The sequence below is a fragment of the Pseudomonas sp. I8001 genome, assembly GCF_013385345.1.
Classification (GTDB): domain Bacteria; phylum Pseudomonadota; class Gammaproteobacteria; order Pseudomonadales; family Pseudomonadaceae; genus Aquipseudomonas.
Window position 1 is genome coordinate 25,521 of the sequence record NZ_JACAQC010000062.1, and the last position, 15,540, is coordinate 41,060.

Here is a 15,540-nt window from a genome sequence, read left to right on the forward strand (position 1 = left end):
AACCATAGGTGGCCGTTACCGAAAAAACGGATATGTACTCAAACCAATCGCCAAAAAAAACGGCCTCATCTGGAGGCCGTTTCTCATCACATCTCAACGCTTAGGTGCGCATCCCACGCCCACTCACCAGCAACCGCGCACACCCCACGTACAGCACCACAGTCGCCACCAGCATAAACGTGATCGCTACACTGATCTTGATGTCCGAAACGCCCAGGATCCCATAGCGAAACGCGTTAACCATATGCAACACCGGGTTAGCCAACGACACCGTCTGCCAGAACGGCGGCAGCAAGGTGATCGAATAAAACACCCCACCCAGATACGTCAGCGGCGTAAGAACAAACGTCGGAATAATCGAAATATCATCAAAGTTGCGCGCAAACACCGCATTGATGAACCCCAGCAACGAAAAGATAGTCGCCGTCAGCACCACCACCAACAGCGTGATCCCGAGGTGATGCACCTGCAAATGGGTAAAGAACAGCGACAGCAACGTCACAATCACCCCAACCATCAACCCGCGCAGCACACCGCCCAGGGTGTAGCCGATCAAAATCGTATGAGGCGACACCGGCGACACCATCAATTCCTCGATGGACCGCTGGAACTTGCTGCCAAAAAAGCTCGACACCACGTTGCCGTAGGAGTTGGTAATCACCGACATCATGATCAACCCTGGCACGATGTACTCCATATAGGTGAATCCACCCATATCACCAATCTGCCGACCAATCAGGTTACCGAAGATCACGAAGTACAAAACCATGGTGATCGCCGGCGGCAGCAAGGTCTGCGGCCAGATCCGGGTAAAGCGCTTCACTTCGCGATAAACGATGGTCTGCAGCGCGACAAGGTTGGGTTGCAGTTCCGAACTCATACCGCCACCTTCGCCAGATTTTTCTCCACCAGGGACACAAACAACTCCTCAAGGCGATTGGTTTTGTTACGCAGGCTCAGCACCTCGATGTTCTGGGTAGCCAGTTGGCCAAACAGCGCGGTGATGCCCACGGCTTTGTCCACCTGGACTTCCAGGGTGTGGCTGTCCACCAGGCGATTCGGGTAGCCGATCAACTGGGGCGCAACCGTCATGTCGTTTTTCAGGTCGAGCAGGAAGGTCTCGACGTGCAACTGGCTCAGCAAATTACGCATGCTGGTGTTTTCGACAATGGTGCCGTGGTCGATAATGCCGATGTTGCGGCACAGCTGCTCAGCCTCTTCCAGGTAGTGCGTGGTGAGGATGATGGTGATGCCTTTCTGGTTCAGCTCGGTGAGAAACGTCCACATCGAACGACGCAGCTCGATGTCCACGCCCGCCGTCGGCTCGTCGAGGATCAGCAGGCGCGGTTCGTGAACCAGGGCGCGAGCGATCATCAAGCGGCGCTTCATGCCCCCGGACAGGGAACGCGAAGGCACGTCGCGCTTGTCCCACAAGCCCAGTTGCGTGAGGTATTGCTCGGCGCGTTCCTTGGCGATCTTCGGCGGGATGCCGTAGTAACCGGCCTGGGTCACGACGATGTCGAAGGTCTTTTCAAACTGGTTGAAGTTGAACTCCTGGGGCACCACGCCGATGCTGCGCTTGAGCGCCGCCGGGGATTTGTCCAGGTCGTTGCCAAAGATATTCACCGTACCGGTGGTCTTGTTGACCAGGGTCGAGAGAATCCCGATGGTGGTGGATTTGCCGGCGCCATTGGGGCCGAGCAAGGCGAAGAAATCACCTTCGGCGACGTCCAGATCGATACCACTCAGGGCCTGGAAACCGTTGCCGTAGGTTTTGGTTAGCTGCCGGATGGACAGAGCGGAACTCATATCGGATTACGCACCAAAGAAGAAGAATAGAATTGTTACATGAGGGCAGACCGCACGGAATACAACGGCTGCGCGTGACAAGCATGGTGCTTGTCCGCGCCGCACAAGTACAGTAACCCGTATTAATAGTCGGTATCAGGTCAACGCGGTCATGACCGATTTCTGATAGGCCGGGCGCTGGCGCAGCCGCTGGTACCAGGCTTCCAGGTTAGGCATCGACGGGCGTTCGATGGGCATTTCGAACCAGGCATAAATGAAGCTGCCCAAGGGGATATCGCCCATGCCGATCTCGCTGCCGGACAGGTAAGGTTGCGTGGCCAAGGCCTGATCCACCGTCTGCAAAACGTCGATGCAGGCCTGGCGACCGGCGTTGATGGTGTCCCAGTTCTGTTTTTCAGCCGGGGTTCGCAGCACGCCCCAGAACACGGTCTTGAACGGTTCGGCCAGGGTCGAGGTGGTCCAGTCCATCCACTTTTCCGCGTTGGCCCGGGCTTGCAGCTCGCTGGGGTACCAGTTCGAATCCGGCGCATGTTTGGCGGCGAGGTAGCGCACGATGGTGTTGGATTCCCACAGCACAAAGTCGCCGTCTTCAATCATCGGCACCCGGCCATTGGGGTTCCGCGCGCGGTATTGCGGCGTGTCGACCACACCAAAAGCCCCGCCCGCATCAATTGCCTCATAGTCCAGGCCGAGCTCCTCGGCGCACCACAGTGCTTTCCTGACATTTGACGAATTTTTACGACCCCAGATTTTCAGCATGACCGCCCCGATTTTGAAAAAGATGGTTGGATGAATGCCGGGGCAGCATACGCCGGATCACGTCCGGCTTAAATCACTCTGCATGTCCCCCAGCAGGATCGGCATCTGCTCGCCAAACAGGTGCGGGTAACATTTCTGGATGTGGGCGAAGAAAAATTCCTCGGGCACCTCGGCAAATTGCCCATGGTCCACCACGTACTCCATGGAGCGCTGGCCCTTGCGGTTGAAGGCGTGGAAAACACTGTCATGAATGCCATCGAAATCCAGCGGCGGCACATCGAACAGTTCGCACAGTTGCTGGTTGAACGCCGGCGTGGCCTTGACCCAACGGCCGTCCAGATACAACTCGGTATAGCCATGCATGGCAAATACGTCACTTCTGAGCAGCTCGATCAAACGGGGCGTCGAGAGGTGGTTACGCACGTCGGCCAGGCCGATGCGCGCCGGGATCCCGCAGTGCCTTGCGCACGCCGCCAGCAATGTTGCCTTGGGCACGCAATAACTCTCGCCGGCCGCCAGTGCGAAGCTCGCGCTGAGGGTTTGCGGGTCGCGACTGAAGGTATAGGGGTTATAGCGCACCGCCTCGCGCACAGCGTAGTAAAGACTGACTGCCTGGTCACGAAGTGCGGCACTCGAACCGCGATGTTTTTCGGCGAACTCCACCACCGCAGGGTGGTCACTATCGATGAAGCGGCCGGGATTCAAGTACGCATTCATGAGGTTAATCTCAGAGAGCAAGCCCTGAGTCTAACCACAGGCATGCACCTGGGATAACGACGATTCGGCCAAATGTCGGCGCCTGGTGCTAATCATTGCCGGCACACCACGTAACACCCTCGTCACCCCGCTTGTTCGGATGCCGACTAAGCTCTGAGGTGATTTCGCACCTGGTTTCACGGAGGATTGAATATGCTGTTGTTGTGGATACTGGTTCTGGTGGTGGGCATTGCCTACCTGGCGCACCGGCGCATCGCGCCCCTGCCCGCCATCGGCGTGGTCGCCGTCTACCTGTTGGCGATGGGCGCCTTCAGCCACGCACCAGGCTGGTTGCTGCTGATCTTCTGGGTACTGATCGCCGTGGTAGCCGCCCCGCTGCTGCTGCCGGACCTGCGCCGCAAGTACTTCACCGCGCCGCTGTTCAACTGGTTCCAGAAAGTCCTGCCGCCGATGTCCGAGACCGAGCGCGACGCCATCGACGCCGGCACCGTGTGGTGGGACGGCGAGCTGTTCAGCGGCCGCCCCGACTGGGACAAGCTGCTGGCCTATCCCAAGGCGCAACTGACTGAAGAAGAACAAGCCTTCATCGACGGCCCTACCGAAGAACTGTGCGCCATGGTCACCGACTGGGAAATCGGCCAGGCCATGGACCTGCCCCCCGCCGCCTGGGAACACATCAAGCAGCATGGCTTTTTTGCCCTGATCATCCCCAAGGAGTTCGGCGGCAAAGGCTTCTCCGCCTATGCCCACTCCCAGGTCGCGATGAAGCTGGCGACCCGCAGCGGCGACCTCGCCTCCACGGTCATGGTCCCCAACTCCCTGGGCCCGGCCGAATTGCTGCTGCACTACGGCACCGATGAACAACGCAACCATTACCTGCCACGCCTGGCCCGTGGCGACGATATCCCGTGCTTTGCCCTGACCGGCCCACTGGCCGGTTCCGATGCTGGCTCCATGCCCGACACCGGGGTGATCTGCAAAGGCGAATGGGAAGGCAAGGAAACCCTCGGCCTGCGCCTGAACTGGGAAAAACGCTACATCACCCTCGGCCCGGTAGCGACTTTGCTCGGCCTGGCCTTCAAGGCCCATGACCCGGATCATCTGCTGGGCGACAAAGAAGACCTGGGCATCAGCCTCGCACTGATCCCCACCGACACCCCGGGTGTTGAAATTGGCCGCCGTCACCTGCCACTGGGCGCCGCGTTCATGAACGGCCCCAACTCCGGCAAGGATGTTTTCATTCCGCTGGAATTCCTGATCGGTGGCCAGGAAATGCTCGGCAAGGGCTGGATGATGCTGATGAACTGCCTGTCGGTAGGCCGTTCGATTTCCCTGCCTGCCGTCGGAACGGGCGCGGCCAAGTTCACCAGCCTGGTGACCGGCCAGTACGCCCAGGTGCGTGAGCAGTTCAACGTACCGCTGGCGGCCTTTGAAGGCATCCAGGAAGCCCTGGCCCGCATCGGCGGCAACGCGTGGCTGATGGACAGCGCGCGGATGCTCACCGCCAACGCGGTCGACCTGGGGGAGAAACCCTCGGTACTGTCGGCGATCCTCAAGTACCACCTGACCGAACGCGGCCGCGAATGCATCAGCCACGCGATGGACGTGCACGGCGGCAAGGGCATCATCATGGGCCCCAACAACTACCTGGGCCGCAGCTGGCAAGGCGCGCCGATCTTCATCACCGTGGAAGGCGCGAATATCCTCTCGCGCAACCTGATGATCTTCGGCCAGGGTGCGATTCGTTGCCATCCGTTCGTGCTCAAGGAAATGGCCCTGGCCGGTCGCGAAGACCATGACCAGGCGCTGAAGGAATTCGACGGCCTGCTGCTGCAGCACATCGGCTTTGCCGTAAGCAACGCCGCCAGCACCCTGGTGTTGAACCTCGGTTTCGGTCACTTCGAAAAGGCTCCGGGCAACAGCCTGAGCCAGGGCTATTTCCGCGCACTCAACCGTCAGGCCGCGGCGTTTGCGATGCTGGCGGACCTGAGCATGATGCTGCTGGGCGGCGAGTTGAAACGACGCGAACGCCTGTCGGCACGTCTTGGTGATGTGCTGAGCCACATGTACCTGGCATCGGCTGCACTCAAGCGTTATCACGACCTGGATTCGCCAGACCACCTGGAACCGCTGTTCGCCTGGGCCATGGAAGAGAGCCTTGGCCACTCCGAGCGTGCACTGGATGAACTGCTGACCAACTTCCCGAGCAAGGTGTTGGGTTGTCTGTTGCGGGTGATCGTGTTCCCGTTCGGCCGCCGTCATAAAGGCCCGTCCGATGCGCTGGATGCCGAGGTGGCCGCAGTGCTTGGTCGCGCCAAGGGTGACCCGACCCTGGAAGCGGTGCTGGCTGGCTGCTATCGCCCACAGTCTGCAGAAGATCCGGTGGGCGCCCTGCAATATGCCTACGACCTGTTGGCCGACAGCCATCCGTTGCAGAAAAAACTCCACGAAGGCCTCAAGAGCGGCCAGGTCAAACCGACCGCGGGCGAACACGCCATCGATGCCGCGCTGCATGCCGGCGTGCTGCAACCGGCCGAGGCGCAGACCCTGCGTGACGCTGAAGCGGCGCGGCGCAAGGTGATCGACGTGGATGATTTCAGCAAGGAAGAACTGAGCCAGGCCGAGGGAAAAGTCCGCTGATCCCAGCGGTCATATAAAAACGGGTAGAGTGCCCTGCCTCACAAATACTGATCCCTTTTGACGGCGTCTGTTGTCGTCATGCTGCGTTGCCGCTCCTCGCCATAGCAAGCTATGACTCGTCGCGGCGCCTTGCCTGACAACAACAGCCACTCGTCAAAAGGAATCGTATTTGTGAGGCAAGGCACCGAGCTATATACTCTCGCGCCCGTTTTGCTCTTGAGGACTTATCTCGTGTCCAACGTCGTTGCCGATCATCTCGTCTTGCTCGACCACCTGCGCAGCATCCTGGTTGCCGTCGGCGAAGCCGAACAGGTTCCCGAGGAAAGCCACCTCCTGTTCCTGGAGCGCTTCGATGAACTGCGCGCCTTGCTGCCCATCGACCCGATCGAAAGCCAGTACCTGGGCCAGGACATGATGAGCCAGGTCATCCTGCGCTACCCGCAAATTGCTCACCTGGTACCGCGCGACCTGCTGTGGTTCTTCGGTGGCGACTGCCTGCACTTCATGCCCGACGACGAGCTGGACCTGTACCAGGCCCTGGAAGAACGTCGCTTCGAAGCTGAACAGAACGACGAACCGTTCGACTGGAACCAGGAAAAGCAGTTGTTGGCCATGTCCAATGACCAGCCCAAGCACTGATTTCAGGGCTCACGCAGATCAAATGTGGGAGCGAGCAAGCCCGCTCCCACATTTAAACTGTATTCCTACCGTTTCTTCAGCGTCGGCTCTTTGGCCATGCACTCCACCAGATAATCAATAAATACCCGCAACTTCGGCGGCAGGTACCGCGTCGGCGAATGCAGTAGCCACGCATCCCCGTGGTACGACGCAATGAAATCCCACCCCGGCAGCACCTGCACCACCTCCCCCGCTTCCAGCGCATGCCGCGCCGTGAAATACGGCAAGCTGCCAATCCCCACATGTTGCAATACCGCATCCAGCCGCACGCCTGTGTGATTGGCCGCATACCGCCCGCGCACGCCCACCGTCACCGCCTTGCTGCCCTGGCGAAACTTCCAGCGCGCATCCCCCGGCGTCTCACCCAGGTAGATGCAACTGTGCTCCAGCAAATCATGGGGATGCTGCGGCGTACCGTGCTCCGCCAGGTACCGCGGCGTGGCGCAGATCAAATGCTCGATCGGCAGCAACTGGCGCCCCACCAACCCCGGCGGCGGGCTGTCGGTGATGCGGATGCTCAGGTCGACATTGTCGTCAATCAGGTCCACATGCCGGTCCTCCAGGATCAACTGCACGTCGACCTTGGGATAACGCCGCAAAAACTCCGGCATATGCGGATGCACCACAAAACGCCCTACCGCCTTGGGCACGCTGACCCGCACCAGCCCTTCGGCTTCATGGGTGTATTGGCCGCTGATTTCCATCACCGACCGCGCAGCACTGACCATTTCCTGGCAGCGCTTGAACACCTCTTCGCCACCTTCGCTGAGGCGCAACTTGCGCGTAGTGCGTTGCAGCAGGCGAGTTGCCAGGGCCTTTTCCAGGCGTGAGATGCTGCGGCTCACGGAGGACGGCGATGCTCCCAGTTGGCGCGCAGCCTCGGAGAAGCTGCCTGTTTCCACCACCTTGACGAAAATCGCCATTTCGCCCAGCAGCGGTAAGGGAAGATTGATGCTCATGACGCACAAGTCCATTGAGATTTGAACGGATTATCACCCATTGGCGCACTTCTTATACTGCCGGTTAGAAACCCTGATGCGGATATAAATGATGACCCAGCGCCTGTTTTTTACCCATGACCACCTGAATGCCGAACTTGAAGTGCTGGGATGCACACCTTTTGATAACCAGTTTGCGGTAATCCTGCAGTCCACAATCTTCCATCCACAAGGTGGCGGCCAGCCCTGCGACACCGGCTGGCTCGGGGAAAGCCAGGTGTTGAAGGTGGTGCAGGAAGGCGATCATGTCGTGCATTACGTAGACCGCCCCGTGGCTCCCGGCGTGATCCAGGCACGCGTCGATGAAGACCGCCGCACCTTGCACACGCGCCTGCACTCGGCCGGGCATCTGATCGGCAATGCCGGTGAAACCCTGGGCTGGATGCCGATCAAGGCTCATCACTGGCCGGGCGAAGGCAAGATCACCTTTATTCGCGGCACCTTGGCCCAGGCCATGGACGCCGAGGCGATCCAGCGGCAAGTCGACCAATGGATCGCCGCCAACCTGCCACGCCATATGGCCCTGGATGACGGTACGCGGCAAGTGGGTTTTGGCGACCTGCCGGCCTATGCCTGCGGCGGCACGCATGTGCAGGCATTGGGGGACGTGGGTCAGGTGACGATCCTGGCCCTCTCCGAGAAAAAGGGTGCATTGTCGGTGCGCTATACCCTGAACTGACTAAACCGCAATCGCCCCCGCCCTGCCCGGTTCCACCACAAACGACTTGAGGGTCGAGACGCTGGCGTTCGGATCCCGGGGATCGGAAATCACCCGGAAGTTCGTCAGCATATTCCTCTCCTCAAGCGCCACCGACACATAGCCGCGCTGGCGGCTGTCGAAAAACTTCACATGGGGATTGAGGGGCAGGATCGCACTGAACGCATCAAATGGTGGCCCGTCAGACGTCACCGACGTGCCGACAAACTCGGTCGCGACCACGGGCGAATCCGGATTCCCTGCGTCAGCGTGCAGGTCCGTCGTCCAGAACGAGTGAATATCGCCGCCCCAGAACACCGGGTTATTCACCTTTCTGCGCACCATCGACGCAAGCATCCGCTCACGGTTGGCCATGTAACCATCCCAGCCATCGGTCCAGCGGCAGGGCTTGTGGTTGGTCAGGTCACGTTGCGTGAGCGGCGCGACCAACAGGTCCTGCGCGATCACGTTCCATTGTGCCCGGGACTCGGCAAAACCCTGATCCAGCCAAGCCTCCTGCTCCCAGCCGAGCATGGTGCGACGGGGATCGCGCAGGTCAGCACAGGTGTTCGCGGCTACATGTCCCTTGTGGCTGCCATTGGCCAGGATGCATGGCTGCTCGGAGCGGTACTGACGCCCATCCAGCACATGGAAACGCGCCAGCCGGCCGTAGTCCAAACGCCGATAGAGGCGCATGTCCGGCCCGCGCGGCAGGCTGCTGGCCCGCAGCGGCATGTGCTCGTAGAAGGCCTGGTAGGCCGCCGCCCGCTGCTTGAGAAAACTCGTCACCGGGATGCTCGGGTCCTGGGACCACTGGCTGGCATAGTCGTTTTGCACTTCGTGATCGTCCCAGGTGACCACACTGGGCGCCGCAGCATGCAGTGCCTGCAAATCCGGATCGGTCTTGTACAGGGCGTAGCGGTTGCGGTAATCCACCAGATTCAACGCATTGCCGCTGCCGTGGGGGCGAATGATCTTGCCGGAATCAGCCGCGTAGGAACTGTCATAGATGTAATCCCCGAGGAAAAACACCAGGTCAGGCTGCTCGGCGGCCAAATGCCGATAGGCGCTGAAGTAGCCTCGCTCCCAATGGGAGCAGGAGACAAAACCCAGCTGCGCCGATGCCATGGCATGCACCGCCGGCGCAGTGCGCGACTGGCCCACCGGGCTTTGCGCACCGAGGCCTTCGAACTGGTACCAGTAAGGTCGACCCGCCTCCAGCCCGGCGACTTCCACATGCACCGAATGGGCGAAACGCTCGCTGGCCATCACCTCGCCCTGGCGCACAACGCGCGTCATCGCTGCATCGCGGGCCACCTTCCAGCGCACCGGCACCGCGCGGCTCAGGCCACCCCGACCGTCGGCGGCATTGAACAGCGGCGCGAGGCGCGTCCAGATCACGAAACCATCGGGCAATGGATCGCCTGACGCCACACCGAGGGTGAAGGGATAGTCGATGCCTGCACTACGGGCAAACGGGCTGAGGATCGAAAACGCCGTGGCAACTGCAAGCCCGCCCAGTACGCGACGGCGATCGTGATTCACACTCATCAACTGCGCTCCTTCCAAGCATCCCGCACCGACCAAAACAAATGCTTGTGTAGCGTTCTTACCATTGGCAGCAGGGTGGATAAATGCGGCAGTGCAATGCTCATGCAGGGGGACTCGCGAAATAAATTCTCCAAGAATGTACCCGCGTCGTGTCAGTTTCATTACGTAGATAAATAGACCTACGAGTCATCTGTAAGACGCGTCCTAGAGCCTTAAAAGCTTAAATTAAAGTTAACCATTCGGTCATTTTTGGTTGCTAGCGTGTCGCCCCTAATCAACTGCGGGGTAGCGGAATGAGAACTTGGGATGAACCCAAAAAACGCAAGGCACACATCGAACTGATCCCGATGATCGACGTGATGATGTTCCTGTTGGTGTTTTTTGTACTGGTGAGTTTGAACGTGATTCCGGCCCTGGGCATGAAGACTCAGCTGCCGAGCGCCAGCAGTTCACAGCAGCTCAAGCCGCAAAATAAATTCATCCTGACCCTGGGCCTGGAAGGTCAGCTGCAGCTCGATGGCAAGGACCTGACCGTCGACGCGCTGGTGCCTGCACTCAAGGCCGGCGAGAAGCCAGACACCAAGTCGACGATCATCGTCAACAGCGACAAAGGCGTGGAAGTGTCGCGCCTGGTCGAGGTGATGGACACCCTGCGCCTGGGTGGCTTTACCTCTGTCTCCATCGCCACGAAAAAGTCCTGATCATGTATGCCTTGTTTCGTGCGCGTCGGCTGCTGGGCAGTGTCCCGGCCCTGATCGCCCTGGTGCTGATTGCACTGGGTATCCAGTCCCAACCCCTGAAGATCCAGCCGCAGTACGACGAGTCGGCGGTTGAACTCGCGCTGGTCGAGCCCGAGCCGGAAGTGGTCCCCGAGCCCGTGGTGGAAGAACCGCCGCCACCGCCGCCGGTGATCGAAGACGAGGAGGCCGAACCTGCCCCTCCGCCTCCGCCACCCAAGCCGATCCCCAAACCACTGCCAAAGCCTGAGCCCAAGCCAAAACCGGTGCCCAAGCCCGTGGTCGCCAAGCCAACGCCTGTGCCTGCGCCAGCTCCGGTGGCCGCCAAGCCGGTGCAAGCCGCTCCCGCTCCCACGCCAGCACCCGCCGCGCCATCGGCGCCGCCGAAAGTCGACGGCCAGGCACTGGAAGGCGGCTACCTCAAGGGCTTGCGCAACGAGTTGGACACCTACAAGCAATACCCCACCGGGCGCCAGGCGTCTCTTGAACGCCCGAGTGGCGAGGTGGTGGTCTGGTTAATGGTGGACCGCCAAGGCCGCGTCCTCGACTCCGGGATCCAGACCCCGGCGCCGAGCATGCTGCTCAACCGGGCCGCCACCAACAGCCTGCGCCGTATCAAGCAGGTGAAACCGTTCCCCGAACAAGCCTTCGGTGGACGTAACGAGCAGCGCTTCACCGCCACCTTCAACTACAGCGTGCAATAAGCACACACCACCAGGACGACAGTGATGAAGTTCACCCGGATTCATCTGGCACTCGTTGCCGCGACGAGCATGACCCATGGAGTGGTCATGGCAGATACCAGCGACAGTGACGTCGGGACTATTGGGGTACAGGGCAAGGCAACCGCTGGGGGCGGTTACATGGTCCAGGAAGAGAGCGCCAAGGGCCGCTCGACCATCACCAAGGAAGCGTTGGACAAACAGACGGCCACCGGCAACGCCATCGACAAGCTCAAGTACACCCCGGGCCTGAACATCTCCAGTGAAGACAACACCGGCCTCTCGGGCTTCCGCTTCACCATGCGCGGCATGAACTCCGACCAGGTCGGTATGTCGGTGGACGGCATGCCGATCAACGACTCCGGCAACTACGCGTTGTACTCCAACCTGTTGGGCGACCCGGAAAACATCGACCAGATTTTCGTCACCCAGGGCTCGTCGGAAGCCGACGGCCCGCACATCGGTTCCAGCGGCGGCAACATCGGCATCGTGACCATTCGCCCCACCAAGGAAACCGGTGCCTTCGTCAAGCAAGTGGTCGGCAGCAACGCCACCCGCAAGACCTTCGCCCGCCTCAATACCGGTGAAGTCAACGGCCTGAGCAACTGGCTGTCGGCCTCCCACACCGAAGGCCAGATGTGGCGCGGCTCGGGTGCCGTACGTGCGGACAAGGTGGAGTGGAACAGCTTCTTCGACGCCGGCAACGGCAACACCGCCAACCTGATCCTCAAGTACCACGAGCAGGACAACAACAGTTACAGCCAGTTGACCAAGGCACAGTTCCAGCAGTACGGCCGCAAGTACGATCCGTACCCGGCGACACCGGCGGTGGGCGCCAACGGCAAGGTCAGCAGCTACTACGACCTGGCGCAGAACCCGTTCCAGACCTTTACCGCCGTGCTCAACACCCAGTACAAGCTGAGCGACAACCTGTCCCTCTCGGTGATCCCGTATTACTACTACGGCAACGGCAGCGGCGTGGGCTCCTCGGCCTATGCGCTGAACAGTGGCTCGAACAAGGGCGGCGTTTTCGACCTCGGCAACCTGCCGACACAGGCTCAATACAACGCCGACGGTTCCGCGACCACCGGCGTCTACTACCGCCCTTCGCGCACCCAGACCTGGCGCCCGGGCATCACCACCAAGCTGAACTGGGACCTGGGCGACCACAGCCTGCAATTCGGCTACTGGTATGAACGCGCCCGCCAAAGCCAGACCCAACCGTTCATTGCCCTCAAGAACAACGGCAAGCCAAGCGATACCTGGCCCGACGGCAACTCCGTGGTCGACGCCAACGGCAACACCGTACAGGGTCGCGACCGCTACACCGTGACGCCGGCGCAAAAGGTCTGGACCCAGGACACCTGGTACATCAACTCGGACTGGACGTTGATCGCGGGCATTGCGTACATGAACGTCGAGCGTGACGGCACCAACCACGGCAGCCTCACCGAGCAACCCGGCAAGGCCAGCCAGACCTACAACAAACTGCTGCCCAACGCCGGCCTGAAATACCAGCTCGACGAGCGTGACCAGTTGTTCTACAGCCTGTCGCGCAACATGCGTATTCCACAGAACTACGTGCTGTACGACAAAGGCGTCGGCTCCCTCGACTCCAAGCCGGAACTCAGCTGGAACCAGGAACTGGGCTGGCGCTACACCGGCGAAGACAGCACCCTCGCCGCGACCCTGTTCTACATGCAGTTCAAGAATCGCCAGCTCACCTCCCTGGACAGCAACGGTGATTCCGCCGACATCAACGCCGGCACCGTCATCAACAAAGGCCTGGAACTGGAGTGGAGCGGCAAGCTGCCGCACAACTTCAACTACTACACCTCCTACACCTACACCAGCTCCAAGCAGCAGGACGACCTGACCGTCTACAGCGCCGGCAAGCCGATCGTGCTGCCCACCAGCGGCAAGCAGTTCGCCAACGTGCCGACCAACATGCTGGCGGCCAACATCGGCTATGACGACGGGCGCTTCTACGGCACCTTCGGCGGCAAGTTCACCAGCAAGCTCTATGGCGACCTGACCAACGACGAAGCCATCTCCGCCCGCACCATCTTCAACCTCGGCGCCGGTATCTACCTGCCGGTGGACAAGAAAGTCGTCAAGGACGCAACCCTGCGCCTGAACGTCGACAACCTGTTCGACAAGAAGTACCTGGACGGCGTGTACACCACCAAGACCAACTCGGCGAGCTACAGCGGTTTCCGCGATGGCGACCCGGCCTACATCGTTGGGCTTGACCGCACCGTCACCGTTTCCCTGGAAGCCAATTTCTAACTGCGAGGCTCAGCATCATGGACATGAACCTGCTTCACCAAATCACCTTTTATGTGATGTACGCCGCACTGGCGATTGCAATCTTCATCACCATCGAACGTGGCATCTACTTCGCCTACGTGCGCCGCCAGGCCCGTGCATTGACCGAAGTGCTGGGCGCCAATGTGCACAGCGAACGCGACCTGCCGGAAAACCTGACTCGCCGTGACAGCCTGCCGCTGAGCATGGTGCTGCCGATCCTGGCGCAGAAGGCGTCCCATGGTTCGCGCAAGGACCTGGACGACGAGATCGAAACCCAGTACCTCAAGACCCGCGCGCCGCTGTCCCGCAGCCTGTGGATCATCGAAACCATCACCACCGCCGCGCCGCTGCTCGGCCTGCTGGGGACCATCCTCGGCATCATCGACACCTTCAAGGCGCTGGCCAGCGCCGGTGTGTCCGACCCGGGCCAGATTTCCGGTGGTATCGGTACGGCCCTGTTCGCCACGGGTTTGGGTATCGCCATCGCGCTGTTCTGCGTGGTGTTCCACAACTTCTTCCAGGACAGCCTGGAGCGTATCAACGACCAGCTGAAAATCCTGCTGATCCGCGCTGCAACCGGTGCCCGCGTGCAGGGTGAAGTGCCGCACCTGGTACCGACCCCGCTGCACACCCGCACTGCGTGACCTTCCCGGGGCGAGCGCATCATGCGCCCGCCCTTTTTTTGCCCGATGAGACGCCTATGTCCATATCGCTGAAATTACGTATCGCCGGCCTTGCAGGCCTGCTCCTCAGTCCGCTTGCCCAGGCGGACTTTTCAATTCCGGGATTTGAGTTGGTACACACCGTGCCAGTGGACACCCAACTTGGCACCGCCGATCTGCGCCAGCCCGGCCCCGTGTGGATCCAGCTGTTCGACGGCGCGAAAAGCCGCATCGACATCGGCCAGTTCTACGCGGCCGACCATCCTGGCTCGGTGATGGACAAGGTGATTGAACACCTGGAAGCCGCCGGCAAACGCGGGGTGAAAATTCGCTTCCTGCTGGAAGAAAAAGGCGTGCGGCTGTCGGAAGCCTCGACCCTGGAGCGCCTGAAAGCCATTCCCAACCTGACCTTCCGCATCCTGCCCTATGGCAAGCTGAGTGGCGGGATCATCCACGCCAAGTACATGGTAGTGGATGGCAAGCAGGCGTTTATCGGCAGCCAGAACTTCGACTGGCGTTCGCTGGAGCATATCCACGAAACCGGGCTGTTGATCAGTGATGCAAACGTCGTCGCCCAGACCCAGGCCATTTTTGAACAGGACTGGCAGGCCCAGGCTGCGTTGGCCGACAACCAGCCTGTTGCCCTGCCCGCCACAGGCGCCACACCGGCACGCACCGGCAACTACCTGGTAGCCAGCCCCCAGCGCTACAACCCGCCGGGTGTGGGTGATTCGCAGCTGGAACTGCCACGTCTGCTGGGCGAGGCGAAAAAGGAAGTGCGCGTACAACTGCTGGACTACGCGCCGCTGTCCTATGGACCTGACAGAACCCGGCCTTACTACGCGATGATCGACAATGCAGTGCGTGCAGCGGCAGCGCGCGGGGTCTCGATCAAGTTGATGGTATCCAACTGGAACACCGAAGCACTGGAATTGCCGTACCTGAAAAGCCTGGCGGTGCTGCCGAATGTCGAGGTCAAGATCGTCACGCTGCCCGAGGCCAGGCAAGGATTTATTCCTTATGCGCGGGTGATCCACAGCAAGACCATGGAAATCGACGGGCAAGTGGCGTGGGTAGGGACCAGTAACTGGCTGGGCGGTTATTTCGATAACTCGCGCAACCTGGAAGTGGTGATGCGCAGTGAGGCGATGGCCAAGCGTGTGGGAGATTTACACGAGCAACTGTGGGACGGGCCGTATGCCAAGGCATTGGACGTGACAAGCGAGTACCCGGAGCCGCATCCGGGCAAGCCGTGAGCCG

Annotated in this window: 14 protein-coding genes; 8 read left to right on the plus strand and 6 right to left on the minus strand. The window is 60.6% G+C overall.

Translation table 11 applies throughout. The features are described from left to right. Nucleotides 1-100: 100 nt before the first annotated feature. The 4 genes from HX839_RS30645 to HX839_RS30660 form a co-directional block, all read right to left on the minus strand. Nucleotides 101-880, minus strand: a complete 780-nt coding sequence (locus tag HX839_RS30645; RefSeq protein WP_003217229.1) for an ABC transporter permease — start codon at nt 878-880, stop codon at nt 101-103. After that, on the minus strand, nt 877-1,809 hold the full coding sequence (locus tag HX839_RS30650; RefSeq protein WP_003217227.1) for an ABC transporter ATP-binding protein: 933 nt from the start codon (nt 1,807-1,809) through the stop codon (nt 877-879). Before HX839_RS30650 ends, HX839_RS30645 begins: the two co-directional genes overlap by 4 nt. A gap of 135 nt (nt 1,810-1,944) precedes the next feature. Continuing rightward, complete coding sequence (locus HX839_RS30655) at nt 1,945-2,568, minus strand: glutathione S-transferase family protein (protein WP_102369632.1); 624 nt, start codon at nt 2,566-2,568, stop codon at nt 1,945-1,947. 57 nt (nt 2,569-2,625) lie between these two features. Further along, nucleotides 2,626-3,285 (minus strand): transglutaminase family protein, encoded by a 660-nt coding sequence (locus tag HX839_RS30660; RefSeq protein WP_102369633.1) that lies wholly within the window; start codon nt 3,283-3,285, stop codon nt 2,626-2,628. Nucleotides 3,286-3,477: 192 nt separating this feature from the next. Here HX839_RS30660 and HX839_RS30665 point away from each other — a divergent pair, with 192 nt between their 5' ends. Both HX839_RS30665 and HX839_RS30670 read left to right on the plus strand, forming a co-directional pair. Next, the gene (locus HX839_RS30665) at nt 3,478-5,925 is read left to right on the plus strand and encodes an acyl-CoA dehydrogenase (RefSeq protein ID WP_177068173.1); all 2,448 of its coding nucleotides are present in this window, start codon (nt 3,478-3,480) and stop codon (nt 5,923-5,925) included. A gap of 231 nt (nt 5,926-6,156) precedes the next feature. Further along, nucleotides 6,157-6,564: a PA2817 family protein gene (locus tag HX839_RS30670; protein ID WP_003217220.1), complete on the plus strand. Its 408-nt coding sequence runs from the start codon at nt 6,157-6,159 to the stop codon at nt 6,562-6,564. A gap of 65 nt (nt 6,565-6,629) precedes the next feature. On the opposite strand, the gene HX839_RS30675 is transcribed toward HX839_RS30670, so the two are convergent. Continuing rightward, entirely contained in the window at nt 6,630-7,562 is a 933-nt protein-coding gene (locus tag HX839_RS30675) for a LysR family transcriptional regulator (RefSeq protein ID WP_003217218.1), read from the minus strand. 91 nt (nt 7,563-7,653) lie between these two features. Here HX839_RS30675 and HX839_RS30680 point away from each other — a divergent pair, with 91 nt between their 5' ends. After that, the gene (locus HX839_RS30680; RefSeq protein ID WP_177068174.1) at nt 7,654-8,280 is read left to right on the plus strand and encodes an alanyl-tRNA editing protein; all 627 of its coding nucleotides are present in this window, start codon (nt 7,654-7,656) and stop codon (nt 8,278-8,280) included. Here the strand turns inward: HX839_RS30680 and HX839_RS30685 are convergent, their stop codons facing one another. Further along, complete coding sequence (locus HX839_RS30685; RefSeq protein WP_177068175.1) at nt 8,281-9,849, minus strand: alkaline phosphatase; 1,569 nt, start codon at nt 9,847-9,849, stop codon at nt 8,281-8,283. Between the two features lie 293 nt (nt 9,850-10,142). On the opposite strand from HX839_RS30685, the gene HX839_RS30690 reads away from it, so the two are divergent. The 5 genes from HX839_RS30690 to HX839_RS30710 are packed head-to-tail and all read left to right on the plus strand — an operon-like array spanning nt 10,143 to nt 15,536. Further along, the gene (locus HX839_RS30690) at nt 10,143-10,550 is read left to right on the plus strand and encodes a biopolymer transporter ExbD (protein WP_003217209.1); all 408 of its coding nucleotides are present in this window, start codon (nt 10,143-10,145) and stop codon (nt 10,548-10,550) included. A 2-nt stretch (nt 10,551-10,552) separates the two neighbouring features. Then, nucleotides 10,553-11,290, plus strand: coding sequence for an energy transducer TonB (locus HX839_RS30695; RefSeq protein ID WP_177068176.1), 738 nt, complete (start codon nt 10,553-10,555; stop codon nt 11,288-11,290). Between the two features lie 24 nt (nt 11,291-11,314). Continuing rightward, nucleotides 11,315-13,597: a TonB-dependent receptor gene (locus HX839_RS30700; protein WP_008431274.1), complete on the plus strand. Its 2,283-nt coding sequence runs from the start codon at nt 11,315-11,317 to the stop codon at nt 13,595-13,597. Nucleotides 13,598-13,614: 17 nt separating this feature from the next. Beyond that, nucleotides 13,615-14,262: a MotA/TolQ/ExbB proton channel family protein gene (locus tag HX839_RS30705; protein WP_003217203.1), complete on the plus strand. Its 648-nt coding sequence runs from the start codon at nt 13,615-13,617 to the stop codon at nt 14,260-14,262. A 56-nt stretch (nt 14,263-14,318) separates the two neighbouring features. Beyond that, nucleotides 14,319-15,536, plus strand: a complete 1,218-nt coding sequence (locus tag HX839_RS30710; protein WP_003217201.1) for a phospholipase D-like domain-containing protein — start codon at nt 14,319-14,321, stop codon at nt 15,534-15,536. Nucleotides 15,537-15,540: the final 4 nt, after the last annotated feature.